General features: G+C 72.2%; 29 protein-coding genes. 20 read left to right on the top strand and 9 right to left on the bottom strand.

Going from position 1 to position 25,838, the window contains the following annotated elements; all coding sequences use genetic code 11:
- The first annotated feature begins 90 nt into the window (after nt 1-90).
- The 4 genes from lipB to ACF06X_RS03855 all read left to right on the top strand — a co-directional run bounded on the left by lipB (nt 91) and on the right by ACF06X_RS03855 (nt 3,178).
- Nucleotides 91-912, top strand: coding sequence for a lipoyl(octanoyl) transferase LipB (lipB, locus tag ACF06X_RS03870; protein WP_392285553.1), 822 nt, complete (start codon nt 91-93; stop codon nt 910-912).
- A 114-nt stretch (nt 913-1,026) separates the two neighbouring features.
- Nucleotides 1,027-1,995, top strand: coding sequence for a lipoyl synthase (gene lipA, locus ACF06X_RS03865; protein WP_392285552.1), 969 nt, complete (start codon nt 1,027-1,029; stop codon nt 1,993-1,995).
- Between the two features lie 255 nt (nt 1,996-2,250).
- Nucleotides 2,251-2,463: a hypothetical protein gene (locus tag ACF06X_RS03860; protein ID WP_392285966.1), complete on the top strand. Its 213-nt coding sequence runs from the start codon at nt 2,251-2,253 to the stop codon at nt 2,461-2,463.
- Nucleotides 2,464-2,473: 10 nt separating this feature from the next.
- A complete protein-coding gene (locus ACF06X_RS03855; protein WP_392285551.1) occupies nt 2,474-3,178 on the top strand; it encodes a DUF4191 domain-containing protein in 705 nt (234 codons plus the stop codon).
- Nucleotides 3,179-3,264: 86 nt separating this feature from the next.
- Here ACF06X_RS03855 and ACF06X_RS03850 read toward each other — a convergent pair whose 3' ends face one another.
- Nucleotides 3,265-3,732 (bottom strand): RDD family protein, encoded by a 468-nt coding sequence (locus tag ACF06X_RS03850; protein ID WP_392285550.1) that lies wholly within the window; start codon nt 3,730-3,732, stop codon nt 3,265-3,267.
- A 221-nt stretch (nt 3,733-3,953) separates the two neighbouring features.
- Between ACF06X_RS03850 and glnA the strand changes: the two genes are divergently transcribed.
- On the top strand, nt 3,954-5,363 hold the full coding sequence (gene glnA / locus ACF06X_RS03845) for a type I glutamate--ammonia ligase (RefSeq protein ID WP_158986691.1): 1,410 nt from the start codon (nt 3,954-3,956) through the stop codon (nt 5,361-5,363).
- Between the two features lie 97 nt (nt 5,364-5,460).
- Here the strand turns inward: glnA and ACF06X_RS03840 are convergent, their stop codons facing one another.
- Nucleotides 5,461-5,736 carry a hypothetical protein gene (locus ACF06X_RS03840; RefSeq protein WP_158986693.1) on the bottom strand — a complete coding sequence of 92 codons (276 nt, stop codon included), beginning with the start codon at nt 5,734-5,736 and terminating at the stop codon, nt 5,461-5,463.
- 148 nt (nt 5,737-5,884) lie between these two features.
- Between ACF06X_RS03840 and ACF06X_RS03835 the strand changes: the two genes are divergently transcribed.
- The gene (locus ACF06X_RS03835; protein WP_392285549.1) at nt 5,885-6,244 is read left to right on the top strand and encodes an arsenate reductase family protein; all 360 of its coding nucleotides are present in this window, start codon (nt 5,885-5,887) and stop codon (nt 6,242-6,244) included.
- Here ACF06X_RS03835 and ACF06X_RS03830 read toward each other — a convergent pair.
- On the bottom strand, nt 6,236-7,087 hold the full coding sequence (locus ACF06X_RS03830) for an alpha/beta fold hydrolase (RefSeq protein WP_392285548.1): 852 nt from the start codon (nt 7,085-7,087) through the stop codon (nt 6,236-6,238). The genes ACF06X_RS03835 and ACF06X_RS03830 overlap by 9 nt on opposite strands.
- 163 nt (nt 7,088-7,250) lie before the next feature.
- On the opposite strand from ACF06X_RS03830, the gene ACF06X_RS03825 reads away from it, so the two are divergent.
- The 3 genes from ACF06X_RS03825 to ACF06X_RS03815 all read left to right on the top strand — a co-directional run bounded on the left by ACF06X_RS03825 (nt 7,251) and on the right by ACF06X_RS03815 (nt 9,923).
- Nucleotides 7,251-7,679, top strand: coding sequence for a MarR family transcriptional regulator (locus tag ACF06X_RS03825; RefSeq protein ID WP_392285547.1), 429 nt, complete (start codon nt 7,251-7,253; stop codon nt 7,677-7,679).
- 77 nt (nt 7,680-7,756) lie between these two features.
- On the top strand, nt 7,757-9,253 hold the full coding sequence (locus ACF06X_RS03820; protein ID WP_392285965.1) for a PLP-dependent aminotransferase family protein: 1,497 nt from the start codon (nt 7,757-7,759) through the stop codon (nt 9,251-9,253).
- 37 nt (nt 9,254-9,290) lie between these two features.
- A complete protein-coding gene (locus ACF06X_RS03815; RefSeq protein WP_392285546.1) occupies nt 9,291-9,923 on the top strand; it encodes a hypothetical protein in 633 nt (210 codons plus the stop codon).
- 16 nt (nt 9,924-9,939) lie between these two features.
- Here the strand turns inward: ACF06X_RS03815 and ACF06X_RS03810 are convergent, their stop codons facing one another.
- On the bottom strand, nt 9,940-10,884 hold the full coding sequence (locus ACF06X_RS03810) for a Gfo/Idh/MocA family protein (RefSeq protein ID WP_392285545.1): 945 nt from the start codon (nt 10,882-10,884) through the stop codon (nt 9,940-9,942).
- 216 nt (nt 10,885-11,100) lie between these two features.
- Here ACF06X_RS03810 and glnII point away from each other — a divergent pair, with 216 nt between their 5' ends.
- The 4 genes from glnII (at nt 11,101) to ACF06X_RS03790 (ending at nt 14,089) form a co-directional block, all read left to right on the top strand.
- Nucleotides 11,101-12,132 carry a glutamine synthetase gene (gene glnII / locus ACF06X_RS03805; protein WP_392285544.1) on the top strand — a complete coding sequence of 344 codons (1,032 nt, stop codon included), beginning with the start codon at nt 11,101-11,103 and terminating at the stop codon, nt 12,130-12,132.
- A gap of 183 nt (nt 12,133-12,315) precedes the next feature.
- A complete protein-coding gene (locus ACF06X_RS03800; protein WP_392285543.1) occupies nt 12,316-12,531 on the top strand; it encodes a hypothetical protein in 216 nt (71 codons plus the stop codon).
- 127 nt (nt 12,532-12,658) lie between these two features.
- Complete coding sequence (locus ACF06X_RS03795) at nt 12,659-13,141, top strand: transposase (RefSeq protein WP_392285542.1); 483 nt, start codon at nt 12,659-12,661, stop codon at nt 13,139-13,141.
- Between the two features lie 405 nt (nt 13,142-13,546).
- The gene (locus ACF06X_RS03790) at nt 13,547-14,089 is read left to right on the top strand and encodes a winged helix-turn-helix domain-containing protein (RefSeq protein ID WP_392285541.1); all 543 of its coding nucleotides are present in this window, start codon (nt 13,547-13,549) and stop codon (nt 14,087-14,089) included.
- Here the strand turns inward: ACF06X_RS03790 and ACF06X_RS03785 are convergent, their stop codons facing one another.
- Entirely contained in the window at nt 14,090-15,547 is a 1,458-nt protein-coding gene (locus tag ACF06X_RS03785; protein ID WP_392285540.1) for a PepSY-associated TM helix domain-containing protein, read from the bottom strand. It abuts the gene before it with no gap.
- A gap of 45 nt (nt 15,548-15,592) precedes the next feature.
- On the bottom strand, nt 15,593-16,225 hold the full coding sequence (locus ACF06X_RS03780; RefSeq protein WP_392285539.1) for a hypothetical protein: 633 nt from the start codon (nt 16,223-16,225) through the stop codon (nt 15,593-15,595).
- Between the two features lie 214 nt (nt 16,226-16,439).
- On the opposite strand from ACF06X_RS03780, the gene ACF06X_RS03775 reads away from it, so the two are divergent.
- Entirely contained in the window at nt 16,440-17,435 is a 996-nt protein-coding gene (locus ACF06X_RS03775; protein ID WP_392285538.1) for an NAD-dependent epimerase/dehydratase family protein, read from the top strand.
- A gap of 43 nt (nt 17,436-17,478) precedes the next feature.
- Nucleotides 17,479-18,921: a DUF1996 domain-containing protein gene (locus ACF06X_RS03770; protein ID WP_392285537.1), complete on the top strand. Its 1,443-nt coding sequence runs from the start codon at nt 17,479-17,481 to the stop codon at nt 18,919-18,921.
- Between the two features lie 3 nt (nt 18,922-18,924).
- Here ACF06X_RS03770 and ACF06X_RS03765 read toward each other — a convergent pair whose 3' ends face one another.
- The gene (locus tag ACF06X_RS03765; protein ID WP_392285964.1) at nt 18,925-19,341 is read right to left on the bottom strand and encodes a hypothetical protein; all 417 of its coding nucleotides are present in this window, start codon (nt 19,339-19,341) and stop codon (nt 18,925-18,927) included.
- 117 nt (nt 19,342-19,458) lie between these two features.
- Between ACF06X_RS03765 and ACF06X_RS03760 the strand changes: the two genes are divergently transcribed.
- The 4 genes from ACF06X_RS03760 to ACF06X_RS03745 all read left to right on the top strand — a co-directional run bounded on the left by ACF06X_RS03760 (nt 19,459) and on the right by ACF06X_RS03745 (nt 24,414).
- Nucleotides 19,459-20,259, top strand: coding sequence for a tyrosine-protein phosphatase (locus ACF06X_RS03760; protein ID WP_392285536.1), 801 nt, complete (start codon nt 19,459-19,461; stop codon nt 20,257-20,259).
- A gap of 71 nt (nt 20,260-20,330) precedes the next feature.
- Nucleotides 20,331-22,340, top strand: coding sequence for a hypothetical protein (locus tag ACF06X_RS03755; protein WP_392285535.1), 2,010 nt, complete (start codon nt 20,331-20,333; stop codon nt 22,338-22,340).
- Between the two features lie 137 nt (nt 22,341-22,477).
- Nucleotides 22,478-23,362, top strand: coding sequence for a metal-dependent hydrolase (locus ACF06X_RS03750; RefSeq protein WP_392285534.1), 885 nt, complete (start codon nt 22,478-22,480; stop codon nt 23,360-23,362).
- On the top strand, nt 23,362-24,414 hold the full coding sequence (locus ACF06X_RS03745) for a PDR/VanB family oxidoreductase (RefSeq protein ID WP_392285533.1): 1,053 nt from the start codon (nt 23,362-23,364) through the stop codon (nt 24,412-24,414). The genes ACF06X_RS03750 and ACF06X_RS03745 overlap by 1 nt, the downstream gene beginning before the upstream one ends.
- On the opposite strand, the gene ACF06X_RS03740 is transcribed toward ACF06X_RS03745, so the two are convergent.
- Entirely contained in the window at nt 24,415-24,723 is a 309-nt protein-coding gene (locus tag ACF06X_RS03740; protein WP_392285532.1) for a hypothetical protein, read from the bottom strand.
- Between the two features lie 38 nt (nt 24,724-24,761).
- Here ACF06X_RS03740 and ACF06X_RS03735 point away from each other — a divergent pair, with 38 nt between their 5' ends.
- The gene (locus tag ACF06X_RS03735) at nt 24,762-25,475 is read left to right on the top strand and encodes a TetR/AcrR family transcriptional regulator (RefSeq protein ID WP_392285531.1); all 714 of its coding nucleotides are present in this window, start codon (nt 24,762-24,764) and stop codon (nt 25,473-25,475) included.
- On the opposite strand, the gene ACF06X_RS03730 is transcribed toward ACF06X_RS03735, so the two are convergent.
- Nucleotides 25,460-25,792: a 5-carboxymethyl-2-hydroxymuconate Delta-isomerase gene (locus ACF06X_RS03730; protein ID WP_158986730.1), complete on the bottom strand. Its 333-nt coding sequence runs from the start codon at nt 25,790-25,792 to the stop codon at nt 25,460-25,462. The two genes, ACF06X_RS03735 and ACF06X_RS03730, sit on opposite strands and share 16 nt — an antisense overlap.
- Nucleotides 25,793-25,838: the final 46 nt, after the last annotated feature.

Here is a 25,838-nt window from a genome sequence, read left to right as displayed (position 1 = left end):
AGTGGCATGGGCGCGAATGACGCATGGTGCCGAGCCGGCCCCGGGACGATCCCCGGAACCCGGCCCCGGCACCCAGGAGGAGGCATTGCCGTGAGTGAGCTGCGATTCGTCCGTCTGGGGTTCGGCGAGGAAGCCGTCGAGTACCAGGTGGCCTGGGACAAGCAGCGCGAGGTGCACGCGGCCCGGTTCGCCGACGAGATCCGCGACACCTGTCTGCTCCTGGAGCACCCGCCCGTGTACACCGCCGGGCGGCGCACCGAGGAGAGCGAGCGCCCCCTGGACGGGACGCCGGTCGTGGACGTGGACCGCGGCGGCAAGATCACCTGGCACGGCCCCGGCCAGCTCGTCGGCTATCCGATCATGAAGCTGCCCCGCCCCGTCGACGTCGTGGCGCACGTCCGCCGGCTGGAGGAGGCGCTGATCCGCACGGCCGCCGAGTTCGGCCTGGAGACCACCCGGGTCGAGGGCCGCAGCGGCGTGTGGGTCCTGGGGGACCCGGTGGAGCGGCGGCCGTCGTTCGGCGGGCTCTCGCTGGACTTCGACCCGCGGCTGAACGACGAGGAGTTCGACCCGCGTCTCAACGGCCCGGAGTACGCCCCGTCCAACGCCGGCCAGCGCCGCGAGGACCGCAAGCTGGCGGCGATCGGCATCCGCGTCGCCAAGGGCGTCACGATGCACGGCTTCGCGCTGAACGTGAACCCGGACAACGTCTGGTTCGACCGGATCATCCCGTGCGGCATCCGGGACGCCGGCGTCACCTCGCTCGCCAACGAGCTGGGCCGGGACATCACGGTCGAGGAGGTCCTGCCGGTCGCGGAGAAGCACCTGCGGGCGGTCCTGGAGGGCGCGGAGCTGAAGCCGCGCGAGGTCGAGCGGGACTCCGTGGCGGCCTCCGCCCAGGGACACCCCTAGGGAATGCAGGGCTCTGGCCACAGGTTGGCCAGACGTAAAACCGTACGTAAATCCGTACGAACGACGGGCGTACCCTGGTGTGCGCCGAAGAATCGAAGCTACAGGGAGCCGGTCGTGTCCGCAGTCGCACCCGACGGACGCAAGATGCTGCGCCTGGAGGTCCGTAACGCCCAGACCCCCATCGAGCGCAAGCCCGAGTGGATCAAGACCCGGGCGAAGATGGGTCCCGAGTACACGAAGATGCAGGGTCTCGTGAAGAGCGAGGGTCTGCACACGGTCTGCCAGGAGGCGGGCTGTCCCAACATCTTCGAATGCTGGGAGGACCGCGAGGCCACCTTCCTCATCGGCGGTGACCAGTGCACGCGGCGCTGCGACTTCTGCCAGATCGACACGGGCAAGCCGGAGGCGCTGGACCGTGACGAGCCGCGCCGGGTGGGCGAGTCGGTCGTCACCATGGACCTGAACTACGCCACCATCACCGGCGTCGCGCGCGACGACCTGGAGGACGGCGGCGCCTGGCTGTACGCGGAGACCGTGCGCCAGATCCACGAGCAGACCGCGAACCGCGCCGACGGCCGGACGAAGGTGGAGCTGCTCGCCCCCGACTTCAACGCGGTGCCGGAGCTCCTCGCGGAGGTCTTCGCCTCCCGCCCCGAGGTCTTCGCGCACAACGTGGAGACGGTGCCGCGGATCTTCAAGCGGATCCGTCCCGGCTTCCGGTACGAGCGCTCCCTCGACGTCATCACCCAGGCCCGTGACTACGGTCTGGTCACGAAGTCGAACCTGATCCTCGGCATGGGCGAGACCCGCGAGGAGGTCAGCGAGGCGCTGCGGCAGCTGCACGACGCCGGCTGCGAGCTGATCACGATCACGCAGTACCTGCGTCCGTCGGTCCGGCACCACCCCGTGGAGCGCTGGGTGAAGCCGCAGGAGTTCGTGGAGCTGAAGGAGGAGGCCGACGAGATCGGTTTCTCCGGCGTGATGTCGGGCCCGCTGGTGCGGTCCTCGTACCGCGCGGGACGCCTTTACCAGCAGGCGATCGAGAAGCGTGGCGCGGTCTCCAACGCCACCCAGGCTGTGTGAATCGGCGCACAAGATATTACCGGCCGGTAGTGGCCGAAAAGCTCGCGGTCCGTACGCCCCCGCAGGTCGGGGCGGGTGTACGGGCCGCGAGGCCGTTTCCGGAGCCGTACGGCCAGGTGCATCAACGTTTCATCAGTGTTTGACCGCCGGGTCATGCCCTGGTAACACCAATCTGTGAGCCTCGTGTCACTCACCGCCACACACGATGCCGTACCCCCCACCTCATCTCATCCATGCTTGAGGGAGGACCCCGAGATGCAGGCCGCGACCCATGTCCGCGCCACCGCGATCCCGTCCGTCACCGATGCCCTGAAGGCCGTCGAGTCGCTGCTGCTCGCCGGCGGCCAGCGGACCGCCCGCCGCAACGCCTGGACCTCCGTCCTGGAGGACCGCCGTCGCGCCAGGGACCGGGTCGAGGCCCAGCATGTGATGGAGGCCGTGGCGGGCCGCGCCTCGCGGGCCACGTAAACTTCAGGACATGGCGAGGAAGGCAAACACGGGCAGCGGAGACGCTGCGAACCAGGGGCGACTGAAGCAGATCGCCCTCACGTACAAGATGACCCGAAAGGCCGACCCGAAGGTCGGGCTTGTCGTCGCGGGCGTGGGCATCGTCGTACTCGGTGTCCTCCTCGCGATCGGCTTCCTGATCGGGCACCCGGTCTACCTGGGGATCCTGGGCTTCATCCTGGCGCTGCTGGCGATGGCGATCATCTTCGGACGGCGCGCGGAGCGGGCGGCCTTCGGCCAGATGGAGGGACAGCCGGGCGCGGCGGCGGCGGTGCTCCAGAACGTCGGACGCGGCTGGACCACCACCCCGGCGGTGGCGATGAACAAGAACCAGGACGTCGTGCACCGCGCGGTCGGCCGGGCGGGCATCGTGCTGGTGGCCGAGGGCAACCCGAACCGGGTCAGGACGCTGCTGGCGGCCGAGAAGAAGAGGATGGCCCGGATCGTCATGGACGTACCGGTGCACGACATCATCGTCGGCAACGGCGAGGGTCAGGTGCCGCTGAAGAAGGTCCGTACGACCATGCTGAAGCTGCCGCGGGTGCTCTCCGGCCCGCAGGTGACGGCCGCCAACGACCGGCTGCGCGCCTTGGGCGACCTGATGAGCAACATGCCGCTGCCGAAGGGCCCGATGCCGAAGGGCATGCGGATGCCGCGCGGCGGAAAGATGCGCTGAGGTCCTGATCAAGAGTCCTTGATCAAGAGGTCCTGACAGACAAGGGCGCCCCGGGAACCGATCGGTTCCCGGGGCGCCCTTGCCTGTCAGATACGGACCTGGACGGCGCCGGAGAGGCGGTCGTGCAGTCCGCGGCCGTCGCGGTCCCAGATCAGGGCCGGGATGGCGAGGCAGACGAGCACGCTCCGGAGGAGGACACGGGGGACGCCGAGCCGGCCGCCGCCCACCGAGGCGACGCGCAGGCCGAAGAGCCGCTTGCCGGGGGTGGAGCCGACGGTGCCGACCGTCAGGACGCTCAGGACGAGCAGGATGACGAGGGCCCAGTTGCCGGTCGCCTGGCTGTAGCCGTCGGTGATCAGGCCGTATGCGATCAGCATGCACAGCGCCCAGTCGACGGCGAGGGCGCCGAGCCGGCGGCCCGGGCGGGCGATCGAACCAGGCCCCTCCTCGGGGAGCCCGAGCTGCTGACCGCGGTAGCCGAAGTCGACGCCTGCGTCCTCGGCCGCCGCGCGGGGGCCGGACAGCCATGATCCGAGTGCTTGCCTGTTGTCCACGCGTCCACGGTACTGCGCCCGTTTTTGATCACTTCGGCCCGGGTCCGCATCGGCGCTCCGCGATGCCGACCACACCCGCCCCGGTTAACTTGGTCGAAACAAATGGGTCATGCTTGAGAAATCCCGTCTGCCTATGGTCGGGACCAGAGTGTGCCACCGCACTGGCCGCACGACCGAGCTGCAACCCCGCCCCTCCCCGGGCCGGGAGTAGGAGGAGTTGGATGTTCCAGAACGCCGACGAGGCCAAGAAGTTCATCAAGGACAATGACGTCAAGATGGTCGACGTCCGTTTCTGTGACCTTCCGGGAGTGATGCAGCACTTCACGATCCCGGCGACGGCGTTCGACCCGTCCGAGGAGCTCGCCTTCGACGGTTCGTCGATCCGCGGGTTCCAGGCCATCCACGAGTCGGACATGGCCCTGCGCGCCGACCTGTCGACGGCCCGCCTGGACCCGTTCCGCCGTGACAAGACGCTGAACATCAACTTCTTCATCCACGACCCGATCACGGGCGAGCAGTACAGCCGTGACCCGCGCAACATCGCGAAGAAGGCCGAGGCCTACCTGGCCTCCACCGGCATCGCCGACACCGCCTTCTTCGGCCCCGAGGCCGAGTTCTACGTCTTCGACTCGGTGCGCTTCGAGACCTCGGCGAACCAGGGCTTCTACCACATCGACTCCGAGGCCGGCGCCTGGAACACCGGCAAGGTCGAGGACAACCGTGGTTACAAGGTCCGCTACAAGGGCGGTTACTTCCCGGCCCCGCCGGTGGACCACTTCGCCGACCTGCGCGCGGAGATCTCCCTGGAGCTGGAGAACGTCGGCCTGCAGGTCGAGCGCCAGCACCACGAGGTCGGCACCGCCGGCCAGGCCGAGATCAACTACAAGTTCAACACGCTGCTCGCCGCGGCCGACGACCTGATGCTCTTCAAGTACATCGTGAAGAACGTCGCCTGGCGCAACGGCAAGACCGCGACCTTCATGCCGAAGCCGATCTTCGGTGACAACGGCTCGGGCATGCACGTCCACCAGTCGCTGTGGCAGAACGGCGACCCGCTGTTCTACGACGAGCAGGGCTACGCGGGCCTGTCGGACACCGCCCGCTACTACATCGGCGGCATCCTGAAGCACGCCCCGTCGCTGCTGGCCTTCACCAACCCGACGGTGAACTCGTACCACCGCCTGGTCCCCGGCTTCGAGGCCCCGGTCAACCTGGTCTACTCGCAGCGCAACCGCTCCGCGGCCATGCGCATCCCGATCACGGGCTCGAACCCGAAGGCCAAGCGCGTCGAGTTCCGCGCGCCGGACCCGTCCTCGAACCCGTACCTCGCCTTCTCGGCGCTGCTCCTCGCGGGCCTCGACGGCATCAAGAACAAGATCGAGCCGGCGGAGCCGATCGACAAGGACCTCTACGAGCTGGCCCCGGAGGAGCACGCGGGCGTCGCCCAGGTGCCGACCTCCCTCCCGGCGGTGCTCGACGCCCTCGAGGCGGACAACGAGTACCTCCAGGCCGGCGGTGTCTTCACCTCCGACCTGATCGAGACCTGGATCGACTACAAGCGCACGAACGAGATCGCTCCGATCCAGCTGCGCCCGCACCCGCACGAGTTCGAGCTGTACTTCGACCTCTAAGCCGTAGTCGGCCGCGGACTGCCGCAGACGTGTTGAGGGCCGCCGCCCCCGGATCACTCCGGGGGCGGCGGCCCTCGTCGTCATTCCTCCGCGCCGGTCAGAGGCCGTCGCGGAGGAGGGCGCGGACCATGCGGCAGGTGGTGTCGGAGGGCGGGTGGATGCCGATGCGCTCGGCCGTGGTGCGTATCCGTGCGTTCCGGGCCTTCGCCGGGTCGTGGACGCCCGAGTCGAGCAGGGCGATGGCGAGGCGCATGGCCTTCAGGCGGCGGTTGTGGCTCACGTACCACTCGCGGGGGCGGCCCGCCGGGAGCGGCTTCTTCTTGAGGGGCTTCCAGGGTTCGAGGGACAGCGTCCGGGTCATGGTGACGGCCATGGGCGACCTCCTGGCGAACGGTGGGCGAGGGCCCTCCCCGGGACCCTCGCCTTCACCCCCTATTTTAGGTGCCCCCACTGACAATCGCCCCTGGCCAGACGGGGTTTGAGCGGTGGTGCGGAAGGGCCCGGGGGGTACCGTGGGACGCATGGAGATCTGGATCAATCCCGCCTGTTCCAAGTGCCGCGGCGCCGTCCGTCTGCTCGACGAGGAGGGCGCCGACTACACCGTGCGCCGCTATCTGGAGGACGTGCCGAGCCCGGACGAGATCCGGGCCGTCCTGGAGCGGCTCGGGCTCGAGCCCTGGGACATCACGCGCACCCAGGAGGCCGACGCCAAGGAGCTGGGGCTGAAGGAGTGGCCTCGGGACGAGGCGAACAGGGACCGGTGGGTGGAGGCGCTCGCCGCTCACCCGAAGCTGATCCAGCGGCCGATCATCACGGCGGACGACGGGACGGCCGTGGTCGCGCGGACCGAGGACGCCGTACGGGACGCCCTGTCACGCTGAGCGGCCGGTCGCCAGGAAGCCCGCGACACGCTCGTACGTACCCGGTGGGACCGCCACCGGCAGTGTGTGGTGGGTGGCCCCGGGCAGCGTCGCCGTCTCCAGACCGGGGACGGCCGCCCGTGCCCGGGCCGCCACCCGGGCGACGTCGTGGGCGCGGCTCCGTTCGGCGAGGAGGAGGAGCGTCGGCGGCTTCAGCCCGCTCAGCTCCGGGGCCGAGGGGCGGGGCCCGGTGACCGGGCGGACGGTGGGGAAGTCGGCGGCGAGTGCGTTCAGTCGGCGCCAGTCGGGGTCGAGGGGCGCGCCGCCGGTCTCCCACTTCAGGAACGAGGCGTGCCGGGCGGGGGTCGGGCGCAGCAGCATCGGCAGGGCGCGCAGCAGGTAGCGCGGGCTGAAGCCGGTGAAACAGTTCGTCGGGTCGAGCAGGACGAGGCGGTCGACCCGGCCGGGCGCCCGCAGCGCGTAGTGGAGGGCTATCCAGGCTCCGTAGGAGTGGCCGGCCAGGGCGGTGGAGGGCAGGGCCAGCGCGTCCAGGAGGGCGTCGAGCCAGCCGACGAGGTCCTCGACCGTACGGAGGGGGCGGGCGGCGTCCGGGACGCTGCGGCCCGGGTCGCCGACCAGGTCCACGGCGTGGACGCCGTGGGCCCCGCCGAGCGCTGCCGCCGCGCCGTACCAGCCGGTGGAGGTGGCGCCGCCGCCGGGCAGGAGGAGGAGCGGCGGGGCGGTCCGGGGGCCGTGGCTGATGACGTGGGTCGTGCCGTGGGCCGTCACGACCTCCGAAGTGGTCGTCCCTGCGGGCCACTTGGCGAGGACGGCGTCGTAGGCGGCGAGGAAGCTCTCGGACATGGCGCAGACCTCTCGCTCGGCGATAATCTTGCTGAGCGAGATGATAGAGGGAAGGGGAAGCGTCATGGCAGAGGATGTGGAGGGTTCGGAGGCTGCGGAGGCTGCGGAGTTCAGGGATGCCGCGAAGTCCGGGGATGCTGCGGAGTCCGGGGACTCGGCCGAGATGCAAATCTTTCATCTGCTGCGCGGGGTCACCGTCGCCTACAGCCTGCGGCAGGGCGAGTTCGCCGCCCGCAACGGCATGCACGCCACCGACGTCCGCGCCCTGATCTGCCTGCTCGACGCCGAGCGTGCCGGAGCGGACGCCACGGCCGGGCGGCTCGGTGCCTGGCTCGGCCTCAACTCGGCCGGTACGACGGCCGTCATCGACCGGCTCGAGCGGCTCGGTCTGCTCGCCCGAGTACGGGACGAGCGCGACCGGCGGCGGGTGCTGCTGCGGGTCGAGGACCGGGCGAAGGAGCTGGGCCGGGCGTCCTTCGGGCCGCTGATCGACAGCACGGTGGCGCTGCTGCGGGACTTCGACGAGGGCGAGCGCGACGCGGTGCGGCGCTTTCTACTGGGCGTACGGGACGCTCTGGGCGACCCAGCATGACGCGGCCAGAGGCGGCCGAGGCCATGGAGGCGGCCGGGTTCGGCGAGGTTGGCGAGGGCCTGGGGGCGGCCGAGGGCATGGGGGCGTCCGAGGACGGCGTGGCTGCCGAGGGCCTGGGGGCCGCCGAGGCGCTCGGGGCCGATCTGCATCTGGACCTCACGGGGCCGGGGAGTCGGCGGGCGGTGCTCATCGGGGCGTTGCGGGAGGCGGTACGGAGTGGGCGGCTGGCGCCCGGGACGCCGCTGCCGCCCTACCGGTCGCTCGCCGCCGATCTGGGGCTCGCCCGCAACACCGTCGCCGACGCGTACGGGGAGCTGGTCGCCGAGGGCTGGCTGACGTCCCGGCAGGGGTCGGGGACGCGGGTGGCGTCGCGCCCGACGGCCATGGACGCGGAGACGGGGGTGGATGCGGAGGCGGACGGCGCCGGTGCGGCGGGGCCAGTGGCCCTTCCGTACGACCTGGTCCAGGGGAAGCCGGACCCCGCCGCCTTCCCCCGTACGGCCTGGCTGGCCTCTGCGCGGCGGGCGTTGACGGCGGCGCCGCACGAGGTGTTCGGGATCGGCGACCCCCGAGGGAGGGTCGAACTGCGGCGGGAGCTCGCCGCCTACCTGGCGCGGGTGCGCGGGGTGCGGACGCGCCCGGACCGGATCGTCGTCTGCTCCGGCGCGGCCCATGCCCTGCGGCTCCTCGCCCGGGTCGTGCCCGGCCCCTGGGCGGTGGAGGCGTACGGACTCCCCTTCCACCGCGCGCTGCTGGGCGAGGCCGGGATCCGTACGGTGCCGGTGGCCGTCGACGAGGACGGCGCCCGGGTCGACCGGCTCCCCGGCGCGGCGAGGGCGGTCCTGCTGACGCCCGCGCACCAGTTCCCGACCGGTGGGCCGCTGCACCCAGAGCGGCGCGCGTCCGTCGCCGCGTGGGCGGCGGCGACGGACGGCTTCGTCCTGGAGGACGACTACGACGGGGAGTTCCGCTACGACCGCCGGCCCGTGGGCGCGCTCCAGGGCCTCGACCCCGACCGTACGGTCCTGATCGGCTCGGTCAGCAAGAGCCTCTCCCCCGCTCTCCGGATCGGCTGGATGGTGCTGCCGGCCGCCCTGGTGGAGGGTGTCGTGGCGGCGAAGGGCGAGCGCGAGCCGCACTCCTCCGCCACCGAGCAGCTCACGCTCGCGGACCTCCTCGCCTCGGGCGCGTACGACCGGCACGTCCGGCGGATGCGGCAGCGCCATCGCCGGCGCCGTGACCGGCTGGTGACGATGCTCGCCGCACGTGTGCCGGAGGTCGGGGTGACGGGGATCGCGGCCGGGCTCCACGCCGTCGTGGACCTGCCCGCCGGGACGGAGGGCGCGGCGGTCGCGGCGGCGGCGCGGCACGGGGTCGCGGTGGAGGGGCTGAGCGGGTACCGGCACCCGGACGACGGCTCGATCGGGGAGGTACGGAGGGACGGGCTGGTCGTCGGGTACGCGACGCCGCCCGAGAGGCTGTACGAGGGCGCCCTCGACGCGCTGTGCTCGGCCCTGCGTTCTGCCCTGGGTTCTCCCTGCGTTGAGACGAACGAGCGCGCCGCTCGTATCTGACGCCACAGGAACCGACAGGAAACGAACGGAGCCTCACGTGTCACGCAGGAGAACGCTCAGCCGGAAGAAGAAGATCGCGCTGCTGGCCGGTGCCCTCGTGCTCGCCGGCGGAACGGCGGCGGTGCTGACCGGTACGAGCCAGGCGTCCGTGGCGTGCGACGGCCTCGCCACCGCGCTCGCGAACAACGAACGCTTCATCGCGGACCAGCGCGCCGATCCGGACGCGCTGTCGCAGGCGCGGATCGCCAACCGGGAGGCGGTGATCGCCGAGATCCGGCGCAAGCAGACGGCTTCGGGCTGCGGAGGCGAGGATGGGGCGGACTCCGTGGTCGGCACCGAGGCCGGGGGCGAAGCCGGTGAGGTGACGGTGGCGCCGGCGCCATCGGCACCACCGGCACCGCCGACCGCCGGCGGGCAGGGCGGCGACGTCGTGTGTGCCGGTTCGACCGTCACCCTCTCCGGCGAGGGCGGCGCCCCGGCGGCCTCCAGCAACCAGTTCCCGCTCGGCACTCTCCTGAAGGTGACCAACCTGGACAACGCCAAGTCGACCACCGTAGAGGTCACGTCCGTCTCCGGCAGTTGCGCGCTGCTCAACGACGCGGCCTTCGAGGAGGTCCGTGAACCCGGGAAGTTCCTGATCCGGAACGCCCGGATCGAGCGGGTCGGCTGAGGCGGGCGGTCCGCCGTCAGGCGGCGGGTCCGGAAGGTCCCGTGGGACCCGCCGCCCCCTCGGCCACAGCTTGAGACTCGGCCTCCGTGAGGATCTCCGTCAGCCGCGCCCCGAACCGGGCGTCGCACCCGTGCGGCACGCCCGTCCGCGCCGCATCCAAGAGCGCGTCCACCGCCGCCGCGAACGCCCCCACGGCACCGTCCCACGCCGGCATCGCCGCCCGCCCCCGCGTGCCGAACAGGGTGAGTGCCGCCCCCGCAGCCTCGGGCGGGGCGCTGAGCGTCAGCGTCGCCGTGCTGCTCGCCCCGGAGGCGTGCCGCAGGACCAGGTGGCGGGTGTCCCCCGACCCGTCCACGGACGCCACCTCCGTGACGTCGCCGAGGATCGGCAGATAGACCGAGAGCACATGCGGGCCGACGTCCCATAGGCCGCCCTTGTCGCGCCGCCACGGCGAGGCCGCGTACGCGCTCGTCGAGCCGGGTGCGAAGAGCGAGCCCAGCCAGTGCGCCTCGCCCAGGAACCAGCCACCGGCCGCCGCCTGTTCCTCGATCCAGCGCGCGGTCGGCTCCGCGAAGCGCAGCGTGCAGAAGACGACGGAGGCGACCCCGGCCAGCTCGGCCGCGTCGGCCACCTCCCGGGCCGCCGCGACGGCCGTGGCCACCGGCTTGTCCAGGAGCAGGTGACAGCCCGCGGCCGCCGCCCGGACCGCGAGGGGTGCCTGGACGTCCGGCGGCAGCGCGAAGGCGACGGCGTCGCACGCCTCGAAGAGCGCGTCCACGTCGTCGTACGCGATCGTGCCGCAGACGGCGGCGATGTCGGCCGCCGCCTCGGGGCGTCTGCCCCACACCCCGGCGAACTCGACGCCGTCGTGCGCGGCGAGGGCGGGCGCGTGGGTGCGCGCGGCCCAAGGGCCGGTGCCGAGGAGTCCTATGCGCGGCTTCGCGCCCGAGAGCTTCGTCATGCCCCCAGTCTGCCGGGGCCCACCGACAGACCTCCCCCGGTATACGACGCGGACGATTGAGAGGAAAGCTGAGTAACACGGGGTTCACAAACGGGCAACGGACGGGAAATCCCTTGTTGCGAAGCTGCCCGCAGACATAGAGCACGACACCGCAGCTCTCGCAGCGTCGCGAGCCGCCGCTCGTACACCGCAGCAGCACGCCAAAGGATGAGGCCCGTGACCTTCAAGGCTGAGTACATCTGGATCGACGGCACCGAGCCGACCGCGAAGCTTCGCTCGAAGACGAAGATTCTGCCGGGTTCGGGCGCCACCCTCGCCGAGCTGCCGATCTGGGGCTTCGACGGATCCAGCACGAACCAGGCCAAGGGCCACGCCTCGGACCGTGTCCTCAAGCCGGTCTTCGTCTGTCCCGACCCGATCCGGGGCGGCGACGACATCCTGGTGATGTGCGAGGTCCTGAACACGGACATGACGCCGCACGAGTCGAACACCCGCGCCGCGCTGGCCGAGGTCTACGCGAAGTACGCCGCGCAGGAGCCGATCTTCGGCATCGAGCAGGAGTACACCTTCTTCGACGGCGAGCGTCCGCTCGGCTTCCCGGTCGGCGGCTTCCCGGCCCCGCAGGGCGGCTACTACTGCGGTGTCGGCGCCGACGAGATCTTCGGCCGTGACGTCGTCGAGGCGCACCTGGAGAACTGCCTGAAGGCGGGTCTGGGCATCTCCGGCATCAACGCCGAGGTCATGCCGGGCCAGTGGGAGTTCCAGGTCGGCCCGCTGGCGCCGCTGGAGGTCGCGGACCAGCTGTGGGTGGCGCGCTGGCTGCTCTACCGCACGGCGGAGGACTTCAAGGTCTCGGCGACGCTGGACCCGAAGCCGGTGAAGGGCGACTGGAACGGCGCGGGCGCGCACACCAACTTCTCTACGAAGGCGATGCGCGAGGGCTACGACGCGATCATCACCGCGTGCGAGTCCCTGGGCGAGGGCTCGAAGCCGCTCGACCACGTGAAGAACTACGGCGCCGGCATCGACGACCGCCTGACCGGTCTGCACGAGACCGCCCCGTGGGACGAGTACTCCTACGGCGTCTCGGACCGCGGCGCCTCGGTCCGTATCCCGTGGCAGGTCGAGCAGGACCAGAAGGGCTACATCGAGGACCGTCGTCCGAACGCGAACGTGGACCCGTACGTGGTGACGCGTCTGCTGGTCGACACCTGCTGCGAGGCCCTGGAGAAGGCCGGCCAGGTCTGATCCGCACCCGCGCACGACGCCTGACGCGAGGGGCGTCCACCGTCACGGTGGACGCCCCTTCGGCGTGTCCGGGACGGTCAGGCAGGAGCCGAATGGCGAACACTTCTTCGATGGTTCGCACATTCTGCTGATCGTCGGGAAACTCGCGCCCGACCGACGGGACAGCGGGTTAGCGTCGGAGCCGTGAAGCTGGTGGTGCGGGTGAAGCTACTGCCGACGCCCGTACAGGCATCGGCACTTGAGGCGACACTGCGTGTCTGCAACGAGGCGGTGAACTGGCTGTCGGCTCGAGCCCTCGAGTCGGAGAGGGCGTCTCGAGCAGCGCTCCAGGCCCTCGCGTATGCGGACCTGAAGGCGCAGGGCCTGTCGGCGCAGCCCGCGCTGCACGTGCTGCCGTAAGGTTGCCGACGCCTACGCCGCTCTGGGCCGCATGCGATCGAAGCGGCACCGCAGGGCCACCACTAAGCCGATCTCCTTTCGGCCCGATGCGTCCCAGCCGTTCGATGACCGGTGTCTGTCCTGGCAGATGGACGAGCGCACGGTGTCGATTTGGACCATCGCCGGTCGGATGAAGCACCTCGCCTTCACCGGGCAGGACGAGCAACTGGCGGTTCTCGCCGCTTGCCGCAAGGGTGAGTCGGAGCTGCTTTTCCAGGGCGGTCAGTGGTTCCTGGCTGCTACCTGTGAGGTCCCTGAGGTGGCGGTGAACACCTCACCGGACGGGTTCGTCGGGGTGGACCTGGGGATCGTGAACATCGCCACCACCTCCACGGGTTCCCGGTACAGCGGTCGCTACCTCAACCGGCGCCGCGAGGCCGACCGAAAGCTGCGCTCCAAGCTCCAGAAGAAGGGCACGAAGTCAGCCAAGCGACGGGCGAAGCGTCGCGCGGGCAAGGAAGCGCGCCGGGCCCGGGACATCTCCCGGTGTCACCACATCGAACGGCGCAACCGGCCCTCTCAGGCCGTGTTCGCGTGCAGTCCTGCGGATTCGTTGAGCACGCGGACCTGAACTCGTCCCACAACATCGCCGCACGCGGCTGGTGGACGTGGGTCCGCGGGGCCGAGTCAACGGCCCCTGCTCTCACGCTTGTCGCGTGAAGGCTGGACGCAGCCGGGCCGCGTCGAAGCCATCGACGACCCGAGCAGCAAACCCGGGACCGATCACATTCCCGAGTAGTAGACTAGGGATTATGGCCAGCATGCAGAACGACATCGCGACGGGTCGTCATGACCTCGAGCCGTTCTGGCCTTCCCGTCAGCACCACGACTTCGACCGGTGCTGTCGGCGCGTGAGGAACGCGTCGACCCTCTAACGCCCGACCGGACACCGCCGTCCGGTTCCGTGGCCTTCGGCCGACGCGCACGACGTACGACACCTGTCCGTCCGTTTCCCGCGCGAAAGAGCTGATCCTCCATGGTCCACACCCAGATCCAGCCCCAGACCCAGCCCCAGGCCCAGAGCGCCGTCCGGCCCGGCCGTCCCCGGCTCCGTGCCGTCGAGCCGAACGAGGTCGCCGACTTCGCACGCGTCGCGGAGTTCCTGCCGCCCGGCGCCACCCTGCTGCCCGCACCTCCGCACACCCTGCCCACGCTGCCCGGCCGGCCGCCGATGGTCGGATATCTCGTCCTCGTCCCGGCCGACCAGCAGGCGCCCGTGGCGGCGCCCGCGTCCGGGGAGGGGCCGGTGGCCGTCGACAGCGCGCGGCGGATCGCGCTGGTGGACGGGCGGCCGCTGGAGCTGACGTACCTTGAGTTCGAGCTGCTCGCCCATCTCATCGCCCACCCGCACCGCGTCCACACCCGCGACCAGTTGGTCACGACGGTGTGGGGGTACGGGCATGTGGGCGACGGCCGGACCGTGGACGTCCATGTGGCCCGGCTCCGCCGCAAGCTGGGCGCCGAACACCGCCACACGATCCAGACCGTGCGGCGGGTCGGCTACAAGTACGCCCCCTGATCAGGCGTTGCGGGACCTCACCTTCGACACGAGACCGGTGGTGAGGTCGACCGCCAGGAAGGCCAGCAGGCTCAGGCCCAGCATCGGCACGAACCAGCCCACCAGCGCCGTCACGGCCAGCAACGGGAGCAGCATCGTCGGCGGAACCTTTCGCCAGGCCCCGCGTGCGACCGGGCGGCCGGGGCGGCGCAGCCACCACATGCGGTAGCCCCAGACGATCAGCAGGATGAGGCAGAGCGCGAGGGCGGCGAGCGCCAGCTGGTTGAACAGGCCGAGGAAGACGCCCATGTGGGCGTCGATGCCGAAGCGGGTCAGCTGGGCGAGCAACGGGTAGTCGGCGAACCGCAGTTCGTCCATGACGGTGCCGTCGGCCGGGTTCACCGCCACCGAGTCCAGGTGCACCGGGAACTGGGTGTCGGTCTCCTTGACGACATAGCCCTTGCCTTCGGTGGGCAGGGTGACGGCCGTGCGGCCCTCGACGCCGGCCGCGCGCGCCGCCTCGACCACCTTGTCGATGCCGACGTCCGGGCCGCCGACGGCCGGGGTCTGGTGGCCGCCGCCGTGGCCGGCACCGTGCCCTGTGCCGTGGTTCTCGTGGCCGGTGGAGCCGCCGGCCGCCGCGCCGTCGAGCGTGGCGGAGACGGTCGGGGTGGCACCGCCGAGCTGGCCGCGGACCAGGTCGATGTTCTCACCGGCGTACCGCGACCAGGTCAGGCCGGTCGCCGAGAGCAGGACGAGTCCGGTCACCGCCCACAGGCCGACGGCGCCGTGCCAGGACAGCGTGCGGCGGCGGGACTTCGGTCCGCGCTCCGGTACGAAGAGCTCCCGGCGGTTCTTCCTGCGGCGGCCGAGCCACAGCAGCAGGCCGCCGAGCGCGACCACCCACAGCCAGCTGGCGGCGAGTTCGCTGTAGTTGCGGCCGAGGTCGCCGAGGTGGAGGTCGCGGTGGAGTTCGTCGAGCCAGGTGCGCAGCGGCAGCGCGCCCGAACTGCCGTAGCTGGGCAGCTGCCCCCGTATCTCGGCGGTGTACGGGTCGACGAAGACGGCGAGCGAGGTGCCCTCGGGGACGTCCGGGTCGGTCATCAGGACGCGGGTGGTGGCGCCCGGCTCGGCTGAGGGCCAGACGGCTTTGACGGTGCCGTCGGGGTTCGCCTTCGTGGCCGCGTGGACCTGCTGCGAGAGCGGGAGGACCTTGTCCCCGACGGGGGCCTCGAGCTCGTGCGCGTACAGGACCTTCTCCGCCTGGAAGGAGAGCGCGTAGAGCAGCCCGCTGGTGGCGGCGATCAAGAGGAAGGGGGCGATGAGAACGCCCGCGTAGAAGTGGAGTCGCAGGACGAGGGGGCGCAGGGCGCTCCAGGTGCTGCCCGTGCCCGCGGGCGCGGCGGCCGGTGCTGAGGCGGCGGTTTCGGTGGCGGGCGGCTCGGCCGTTTCCGGGCGCGCGGGATCGTCGATGGTCATGACTGTCCTCGGAGTCGGTGTCGACAGGGGGAATCGGCCCCCGGGTCAGACGTGTGCTCCGAGGGCCGTGGCGCGGGGTGTGGACAGCCGGGGCGGGCCGCGCCGGGAGAGGGTGTGCGCGAGGACGACGCCGAGCAGCCGGCGGGTGTGCGGCCGCGGGCGTACGGGGTGTGGGAGTTCGGGCACGCGGACGCGGAGGCGGGCGACGGCGAGCAGCAGACGCAGGGGGGTGAGGGCGAGGGCGCCGCCGACCGCGCGGGCGAGGCCGAAGAGCGCGGCCTCGCCGCGGGCCAGCCAGAGGCCGCATACCAGGGCGGCGAGGAGGTGGGCGGCGAGCATGCCGACGGAGGTGTGGCCAGTAACCATCCGCATCACCGGCTCGGTGGCCGCATGCCCCATGGCGGAGCCGGCCATGTTCGGCGCCTCCATGGTCGCGGCCCCCATGGCGGAGCCCGCCATGTCGCCGTGCGACATGGCTCCGTGGGCCATGGTCCCGCCCGTGCCGGTGTCGTGCGCTCCGCCCGTGGAGAAGATCAGGTGCAGGGCCGCCTGGACGGCGACGAGCCCGCCGCCGATCGCGTACACGCCCCGACGTCTGCCGCCCGCCAGCCAGGCGAGGCCTCCCGTGACGGCGAAGGCGAGGGAGAGCGACGACCGGGGAATGTCATGCGCAGACATGGACGAATGCCCCACAGCGGCCAGAGTCACGCACACCGCCGCGAAAAGTGCGGCTCGTAGGGCGCGTATCGGCGACCGGGCATCCGTCATCGTGCCGACATGGTGACATCCCGCCATCCGGCGCGGGAGACCCCCTCCCGTTGTCCTGGTTCCGCCGTTCCTCCCGCAGCGGAAACCCTGGGCTTCGCGCCGGACGGGGGTGCACAGTCGTGGCATGAGACTTCTGATCTTGGGCGGGACGGAATTCGTGGGGCGCGCCGTGGCCGAGGCGGCGCTGGGCAGGGGGTGGGAGGTGACGGTCTTCCACCGCGGCCGCCATGCGCCGCCGGCCGGCGCGGGCTCGCTGATCGGGGACCGTACGACCCCGGACGGGCTCGCCGCCCTCGCCGACTCCGGTGACACCTGGGACGCCGTCGTCGACACCTGGTCGGCGGCGCCCTCGGCGGTGCGGGACGCGGCGCGGCTGCTCGCGGACCGGGTGAAGCGGTACGTGTACGTGTCGAGCCGGTCGGTGTACGCCTGGCCGCCCGCGCCCGGTCTCGACGAGAACGGTCCGCTGGTCGAGGGTGACCCGAACGCCGGTGAGGTGCCGTACGCCGAGGCGAAGCGGGGCGGCGAGCTGGCCGCCGTCGGGGCGTTCGGCCCGGAGCGCACGCTGTTCGTCCGCGCGGGCCTGATCATCGGCCCGTACGAGAACGTGGGCCGTCTGCCCTGGTGGCTGGGCCGGATATCCAGGGGCGGTCCGGTCCTGGCGCCCGGGCCCCGGGCGCTGCCACTGCAGTACATCGACGCCCGCGACCTGGCCGAGTGGACGCTCGACGCGACCGAGGCCGGGCTCCACGGCCCGTACAACCTGGTCTCGCCGCCCGGGCACACGACCACGGAGGAACTCCTCGAGGCCTGCGTGCGCGTGACCGGTTCGGACGCCGAGCTGCGCTGGACGGCGCCGGAGACGATCCTCGCGGCCGGCGTCGAGCCGTGGTCGGACCTGCCGATCTGGATTCCGCCGGGCGAGCTGTACGACGCCATGCACACCGCGGACGTCTCCAAGGCGCTCGGCGCGGGCCTGCGCTGCCGGCCTGTGGCGGAGACGGTCGCGGACACCTGGGCCTGGCTGGAATCGATCGGCGGGGGCGCGCCGCAGCGCCCCGACCGGCCGCAGCTCGGCCTCTCCCCCGAGCGGGAGGCCGCGCTGCTCTCCGCGGAGTGAGCACCGGCTGAACGTCCCGGGCGTCCCTTCCGTATAGAGCCCCATGGGACGCACACGAAAACGTTCGACGCGCACGAAGCGCGTGGTGGCCGCCTCCGTCGCGCTCGTTCTCGGCGGGGGCGGGCTCATCGCCGTCAATGTCCACGCCTCGGCCGGCGAAGGCCGGGGCGGCAGCCCGGAGTCCGGCGAACGGACCTCCTACTCCACCATCGACTGCCCCGACGCCGCCGAGGAGCTGCGCGAGGTGCCGGACGGCGCCCGGGGGGCGGTGGACCGTGAACTCGCCACGCTGGACAGTCAGATCACCGTCGCCTACCAGCGGTTCGCCGAGAACAGGGAGCGCATCGAGGGGGATCCCGGCTTCGCCGAGCAGCAGATCCTCACCCCGCTGAGGAACGAGCGGCTCAACGTCCTCCAGCGGATCGCGCTCCTGACGGACCAGCGGTCCTTGGAGGAGCTGGCCCCCTGCACCCTGCGCGCGGATGACGACGCCCCGGCCGAGGACGAGGGTGGCGACGACGGCGAGGGCGACGGTGAGGAGGACGGCCAGGGGGAGGACGGCCAGGAGGGTGGCGAGAACGACGCCGACGCGGCCGGGAACGGGCCCGAGGCCTCCGACTTCGTCGACATCCGCTCCGTACAGCCCAATGTGCAGACGCCCCGGCAGCGCTCGGGCGCCTCCCGCGGCACCTTCTCCACCGACTGCGGGCGCAACGAGAACGGCAAGTTCAACCCGGACAACGTGATCGTCGCGCCGGGCGTGCGCAACGGCGCCCACCACATGCACGACTACGTCGGCAACCAGGCCAACGACGCCTTCGCCGGCGACGACGACCTCGCCCGGGGCCGTACCACCTGCCGCAACCAGGGCGACCGGTCCACCTACTACTGGCCCGTCCTGCGCCTCCAGAACGGGCAGGACGAGGACGACGCCCAGGCCGACGGCGGCGGGAAGGACCAGAACGTGGGCGAGATCCAGACACCCGCGCAGGTCACGCTGAACTTCGTCGGCAGTCCGGTCTCCAAGGTCACCGCGATGCCGCGCTTCCTGCGGATCATCACGGGCGACGCCAAGGCGTTCACCAACGGCGACGCCAACGCCAACGCGTCCTGGTCGTGCACCGGTTTCGAGGACCGTCAGCTGAAGGACAAGTACCCGATCTGCCCGGAGGGCAGCAAGGTGGTGCGGACGTTCCGCTTCCAGAGCTGCTGGGACGGGCGGAACACCGACAGCGCCAACCACCGCACCCATGTGGCCTTCGCGGACCCGGCCAGTGGCCGCTGCGGCGACGGCTTCCGCGCCATCCCGCAGCTGGTGCAGCGGATCGTCTACGACGTGCCGCCCGGCCCGGGGTTCGCCGTCGACTCCTTCCCCGAGCAGCTGCACAAGCCGGTCACCGACCACGGCGACTTCATCAACGTCTTCGACCAGCGGCTGATGAAGCGGCTGGTGAGCTGCATCAACGAGGGGCGCCGCTGCACCTGATCCTCAGTGGTGGCCCGCGGTGTGCGAAGCGTGCGGCTCGGCGGTCTCGATGCGACCGCCGAGCCGTTCGCGTACGCGCGCCACCGTCCGGGCGTCGCCCGCGACGGTCCACTTCCTGCCGACGAGGTACGAACCGCCGTAGTCCTTGGCCTCGTTGATCCATTCCCGCTGGCCCCGGTCGGTGGCGAAGGTGACCAGGACGTACGAGCCGTCCGGGGTCGCGCACTTCGCCCGGCGCAGCTCCTCCGCGTCCGTCTGGACGTCCGGCTCGCACGCCGCCTTCCCGGCGATCTGCTCCAGGGTGCCCGTGGTCTCCTCAGGCACCTCCGGCTCCCCGTCCCCGCCACAGCCGGTCACCAGCACCGTCGCGGCCAGGAGGGCCGCCGCGGCCACCGCCGTCGCCGTTCGCCGCGTACGCATCACCATGCGAGCATCCTGCCCTCCCGGCCCCGCGCTCGGTGGCCGAACGCCAGGAGTGGTGGAATCCGATCGATTACGGTTTGGTACGAAAAGGACCGATCCGGAGGAGTCGACGCCATGCCCGCCATTCCCGCCGTCACCGTCGCCAACCTCCGGGACCTGGGCGGCCTGCCCCTGGGCGAGGGCCGGAGTGTCCGCCCGGGCCGGGTCTTCCGCTCGGGGCAGCTGGACCGGTTCGATCCCTCCGACGCGGTGGTGGCCGGCCTGGGCATCCGTACGGTCGTCGACTTCCGGACCGAGGGCGAGCGGGCCGAGCGGCCCGACCACCTGCCGGACGGCGGGCGGCTGATCGTCGCCGACGTGCTCGCCGACCAGCTGGCCACGAGCGGCCTGCCGCCCGCCGCCCGGCTGAAGACGCTGCTCACCAACCCGGTCCTCGCCGAACAGGTGCTCGGCGGTGGCCGGGCGCAGGAGGCCTTCGCCCGGACGTACCGGGCCTTCGTCTCCACGGACTCGGCCCGTGCCGCCTACCGGGCCTTCCTCACCGAGCTGGGCGATCCGCACGCCGGCCCGCTGCTCTTCCACTGCACGGCGGGCAAGGACCGCACCGGCTGGGCGGCGACGATCCTGCTCTCGCTGCTCGGCGCGGACGACGACACGGTGATGACGGAGTACCTGTCGGTCAACACGGCCGTACGGCAGGCCTTCGCGCCGATGATCGAGGGGTTCACGGCGCAGGGCGGGGACCCGGAGCTGGCGCTGGCGCTGATCGGGGTCGTACCGGAGTATCTGGCGGCGGCGCTGGACGAGGTGGCGGTGCGGCACGGCTCGATGGAGAAGTACGTACGGGAGGGGCTCGGGGTCCCGGACGAGGTGACGGACGTGATCCGTGAGCGGCTGACGGTGTACGCGGCCTGAGCCGCGCGGACCGCCGAGCGCGGGCTCCCGGTCCGGGGTGACCATCGGATCATTCGCTCGTTCTGCTGAATGTGAGCACCCAGGATCTCGCCCCCTCCCCCGCCGGTCCCGGCCACGGCCAGGGCTCCGACCCCGGCCACGGCTCCGGCCCCGGCCACGGCTCCGGCCCCGGCCACGGCTCCGGCCCCGGTCCCGTCGACGTCGAGCAGGCCGAGGCCGCGCTCGTCGAGCACTATCCGCGGCTGGTCCGGATCGCGTATCTCGTGCTGCCACCCTCGCTGGGCCGCAACCGGAGGGTGCTGACCGCGCACGCGCTCGTGCAGCGGTCGCTGCCGCGCCGCCGGACGTCCGGGGCGGCCGCCGCGGCTTCGGCCGGCGCGGAGGACGCCGTCGACCCCGGCTACGCGTACGTACGGGGCGAGGTGCTGCGGCAGGCGCTGATCGCCGGTCTGCCGCTGCGGCGGCGGGCGCTGCCGCAGCGGGCGCAGTTTCCGCCGCTGCTGCCGCAGGTGTGGGGGCTGCGGCTGTTCCCACGCGCGGGCGGTGCCGACGAACTGGCCCTGGACCAGCGGCTTTCGGCGCTCTCCGGGCCCGCGCGGGCGGTGTACGTGCTGCGCGGTCTGGAGCGGCAGGGGGACCCGGAGGTGCTGCGGGTCCTCACGGCGGCCGGGGTGGAGGACGCCGCGGCGGCCCTGGCGGAGGCCGACGGTGTGGAGGCGGCAGGGGGAACGAGCACGGCCGGGCTGCTCGACTCGCCCGAGTTCGACCCCTGCTCGCTCCAGGCGCGACCGACGGATCTGATGCGCCGCCGTCAGCACGGCAAGGCCGCGCTGGCCGCCGCGGCGGCGGTGGTCGTGTGCGGGACGCTGCTCGGGCTGCCGGGGGACGGCTGGGGAAGAAACGGTGCTGCGGCCCCTTCGTACGCCCGGAATCCGGCGGCGGAGGCGGCCCTCGACCCGGAGAGGCTGAAGCGGGTCGCCCCGGCTGTGTGGCCGCACTCCACACGTACGGACTTCTCGGTGTGGCCGGAGCGCGGCGGCCTGGTCGGCGACCGGGCGCTGCTGCGGCGGGCGCTCGCGGTGTGGGCGCGCCCGGGCGCTTCGGTGCGGACGTCGGCGACGCCCGGGACGCCGGTGGGGCCGCCGATGGGCTCGCCGCAGCTGCTGTACGCGGGCGAGGTCGACGGGTCCCGGGTGGTGCTGTTCCACGACGGGCTGCGGGCGGTGCGGTACGCGGAGCCGGCCGGGGAGACGAGTGGGGCGGCGCTGGACTTCGCGCGGACGGACGGGGCGGACGCGGTCGGTTCCTCGGCGCTCGTCGTGTCGCGCACCTCGGCGAACGTGCGCTATCTGACGGCTCCCTGGGTACGGGAGACGGCGGTACGGGACCTGCTGGCGCCGGCGAAGGAGCCGTGGGCGCTGGAGCGGGACGCGGACGGGCTGACCGGTGCGATGCCCAGCCCGGTGGGGGCGCGGGGGTGCGCGTCCTGGCCCGCTCTGCAGGTGCGGGACGAGGCGGGGACGCGGCTGCTGACGGACCTGGGCGAGCTGGCACCGGCCCGGCTGACCTCCGGGCCGCCGGCGGCGCCGGTGGACGCGACGGGGGCGGAGGCGCGGGCGGGCTGGGCGCGGACGGCGTGCCAGCTGGCGGCGGTCCGTTCGCACGGGGTGCGGTCGGTGAACCTCTGGCGGTTCGCCGAGCAGCGGCTGCCGGAGGGCGGGGGCCGGGCGGCCTGGCTGTGCACGCGGGCGGAGACCTGGCGGGGGACGGGGAGCAGGGTCCTGGCGCAGTTCCAGGTCCCGGCGCCGGACGTGGCGGCGGCGCTCGCGGCGAAGGCGGACGGGTCGCCGGCGTGCGGGGTGCGGGAGCCGCGGGTGCTGGCGGGCGTGCTGTGGCAGGCGAAGAGCGGCCAGTGGTACGTCCTGGCCGCGGGCAGCCGGGACGTCGCCTCCCTGCGCACCTCGGGCGGCGTCACCGGCCAGGCGGAGGGCCACCTCCTGGCCCTGAGGACGAAGCCGGGCACCCGCGCGGACCTCTCGGCCACCCTGACCGACGGCTCCCGCCTGGACGCCCTCCGCTAGCCCGGGGATCCCGGGCGTCCCGGGGTCCCGGGGGTCCCGAGGTCCCGGGGGTCCCGAGGTCCCCGCGGCGGCTCCCCGGCCGAAAAACTCCGTGCACGACCCTGTCGCCGGACCTTACCCCTCAGTACATTGACGGCATGTCTAATACGCGGCCTGCACCGGTGGCGTCGGAGCACATCGAGCTCAAGGCACGGAAGGTCTCCTTCGACTGGGAGGAGACCCCGCTCCACTGGGTTCCCGGCGACCCGTTCACCACCCACACCATCAACGTGCTGCACCTGCTGCTTCCGGCCGGCGAACGCTGGTTCGTGCATGTCTACAAGCAGGTGCTCCCGTACATCACCGACGACCGGCTGCGCGCGGACGTCATCGGCTTCATCGGGCAGGAGGCCGTCCACTCCCAGGCCCACGACGACGTCCTGCCCCATCTCAAGAAGCTCGGCCTCGACCCCACGCCCTACACCGCCCAGGTCGACTGGTTCTTCGAGAAGCTGCTCGGCGACCGGACCCTGCCGCCCGGCAGGCCGCGCCGGTGGTGGCTGATGGAGCGGGTCGCCCTCATCGCCGCCATCGAGCACTACACCGCCTTCCTCGGCAACTGGGTCCTCAACGCCGAGGAACTCGACCGGCGGGGCGCCGACCCCACCATGCTCGACCTGCTGCGCTGGCACGGCGCGGAAGAGGTCGAGCACCGCTCCGTCGCGTTCGAACTCTTCATGCACCTCGACGGCGGCTACCGCCGCCGCGCCCGCACCTGGGCCACCGCCTTCACCGCCATGGTCTTCCTCTGGCAGCGCGGCACCCGCTTCTTCATGGCGAACGACCCCACCCTCATCGACGGCAAGGCGTCCGTCGGGCAGCTCGTCCGCAAGGGCAGGGAAGGCGTGCTGCCCTCCACGCCCGACCTGCTGCGCGCGATCCCCCGCTATCTCAGCCGCTCCTACCACCCCTCCCAGGAGGGCGACACCGCCCAGGCGGTGGCCTACCTCGCCTCCTCCCCCGGCGCCAACGGAGGCCGCTGATGCCCCGACCGGTCACCCTCGTCCTGGTCGCCGGGGCCGCGCTCCTCGCCAAGCGGGCCGTGCGCCGCCGGATCGACGCCGCCCCGCTGTGGCCGATGCCCGCCCTCGACGAGCCGACATCGGGCCGCGGCCGCCTCGCCACCGTCACCCGGAAGGTCCTCGTCACCGGGCGCACCGAGCCCGCCGAGGGCGTCGTCCAGCTCCGCCTCGAAGGCACCGGACTGCCCGCCTGGCAGCCCGGCGCCCACGTCGACCTGGTGCTGCCCTCCGGCCTGGTCCGCCAGTACTCGCTCTGCGGCGACCCGGCCGACATCGACACGTACACCGTGGCGACCCGGCTCGTGGAGGGCGGCCGGGGCGGCTCCCGCGAGGTCCACGAACAGCTCCACGAGGGCACGGAGATCGAGGTCCGCGGCCCCCGCAACCGCTTCCCGCTCGTCGACGCCCCCTCCTACGTCTTCGTCGCCGGCGGCATCGGCATCACACCCGTCCTGCCCATGCTGCGCGCGGCCGACCGGGCCGGCGCCGACTGGCGGCTGCTCTACTGCGGGCGCGGCCGCGCCACCATGCCGTACCTCGAAGAGATCGAGAAGCTGGGCGGATCCCGGGTCACGGTGGTCGCCGAGGACGAGTCCGGGCTTCCGGAGCTCGGCTTCCTCGCCGACACCCCGCCCGAGACGGTCGTCTACTGCTGCGGTCCTGACGGGCTGATGGACGCCGTGGCCGCCGCGCTGCCCGAGGGCGTGACCCCGCGCCTGGAGCGCTTCTCCCCCGCCGCCACGGCCGGCGGCGGCCCCTTCGAGGTCGAACTGCGGCGCACCGGGCGTACGTTGACGGTGGCGGCGGACCGGTCGGTCCTCGCCGCGGTACGGGAGGCGGTGCCGGGTGTCTCGTACTCCTGCGAGCAGGGCTTCTGCGGCACCTGCCAACAGCGGGTCCTGGAAGGGGAGATCGACCACCGAGACGAGCTGCTCACCGACGCGGAGCGGAGCGACTCGATGCTGATCTGCGTCTCGCGCTGCGCCGGCGAACGGCTCGTTCTCGACCTCTGATCAGGGAAGGATCAGCCAGTCGAAGGCGAGCGCGGCGGCGAGGCCGGCCACGAGCAGCCAGGTGCCCAGACGCGTACGGCCGTTGCGGGAGAGTTCGATCACCACACCGCAGAGGATCATGGCCAGTCCGTACACCCCGACGACCAGCACGGACGTGCGGCTGGCCAGTCTGACCACCAGGACGGCCGCCATCGCGACCAGCAGAACGGACGCGGCCGCCATCCGCAGCCGGCGTGCCTGCCTGGGCGTCATGCCCGTCGCCTCGGCCTCGGGGGCCGCCGCGGGGGTGTCCTGATCAGAAGCGCTCATGTGGTGGGAGCGTAACGGACGCCCGTTAGGCTGTTCGCATGACGACCGGGGTGCGCCGCAGGATGGGCGTCGAGGAGCGCAAGCAGCAGCTGATCGGGGTGGCCCTCGAGCTGTTCAGCCACCGCTCTCCCGACGAGGTCTCCATCGACGAGATCGCCGCGGCCGCGGGCATCTCGCGGCCGCTGGTCTACCACTACTTCCCCGGCAAGCAGAGCCTGTACGAGGCGGCGCTGCGGCGGGCGGCCGACGAGCTGGCCGCGCGGTTCCTGGAGCCGCCGCAGGGGCCGCTGGGGGCGCGGCTGCTGCGGGTGATGGGCCGGTTCTTCGACTTCGTGGAGGAGCACGGGCCGGGTTTCTCGGCGCTGATGCGCGGCGGTCCCGCCGTGGGCTCGTCCACCACCAACGCGATGATCGACGAGGTCCGGCAGGCCGCCTACGAGCAGATCCTGGCCCATCTGGAGGTGTCGCACCCCTCCGCGCGGCTGGAACTGGTCGTCCGCTCCTGGGTGTCGCTGGCCGAGTCGACGGCGCTGCTCTGGCTGGACGGGCGGCGGGTGCCGCGCGCCGAGCTGGAGTTGCAGCTGGTGCACGACTTCGCGGCGCTGGCCGCGGTGAGCGCCGCGTACGACGAGGAGATGGCGGACGTCCTGATCCGGATCCTCGGCGACGAGCCGGCCGACGGGCCGTTCGGTGACCTGGTCGGCCGGCTGCTGGCGCTGGCGCCGCGGGTGCCGGCTCAGCCCTTGCGGTAGGAGGCGTCGAGGTCGCGTACCTCGGCGGAGATCCGTACGCCCTCGGTCTGCTTGAGGTGGGCGGGCAGCAGCGCGACGACGGCCTCGGCCAGGCGGGCCTTGGTCTCGTCGGTACGGCCGGGCAGGAGCGCGATGTCGACGTGGACGACGACGTCGTCGGTCGAGCCGTCGCCGCAGACGGTCTCCTCGATCTCGCGGAAGCGGGTCTTGCAGGCGTCGATCCGGGTGTCGACGGTCTCCACGACGAGCGGGTGGAGGGCGAGCGCGAAGCCCCGCCGGTCGAGCGGTGCGGAGTAGTCCACGGTGATCTGCGGCATGGGGGCTCCCGGTCGAAGGATGTCTGGCCATAGCTTTGCGGTGATC

The organism is Streptomyces sp. NPDC015346 (genome assembly GCF_043078785.1).
Classification (GTDB): Bacteria; Actinomycetota; Actinomycetes; order Streptomycetales; family Streptomycetaceae; genus Streptomyces.
The sequence above is the reverse complement of the archived record's forward strand: the minus strand, read 5'-3'. Positions and strand labels throughout refer to the sequence as shown.